The sequence below is a fragment of the Bacillus sp. mrc49 genome, assembly GCF_002803435.1.
The window spans coordinates 1-304 of sequence record NZ_PHNG01000434.1 but is presented as its reverse complement, the minus strand read 5'-3'; the positions used below and the strand labels follow the sequence as shown (position 1 = coordinate 304).

Genomic DNA, 304 nt, shown 5'->3' with positions numbered 1-304 from the left:
TCGTGGATTTTCGCGAGTTTGTGCATTACCTTTTTCAGGGCGCCTCCCCCGTGAATCCTCACGCTCAGGCCGGCCTCCGCGTGGTTTCTCCTTGTCCAATTCCCGATTGTCCGCTTGGTTCACGGACCGGTGGCTGCCCCTGTTCGGTCCTCTCGTATCTATTCGCTCCCGGTGGCGTCTTCCCCCGCCAGTACGCGGCCGGCGGGCACCGTCTTCAGAGGAATCTTCATAACGCTTCTTTTTATGTGCCACTTCATCAGGCTGGAACATTTTCACGCCTTCAATCGTCCTTCTTTCGATTTTC

General features: G+C 56.2%; 1 protein-coding gene. It reads right to left on the bottom strand.

The genetic code is table 11. The features are described 5' to 3' along the window. The coding region (locus CVN76_RS02650) for a hypothetical protein (RefSeq protein WP_198512453.1) at positions 1 to 304 on the bottom strand (304 nt) is incomplete at both ends.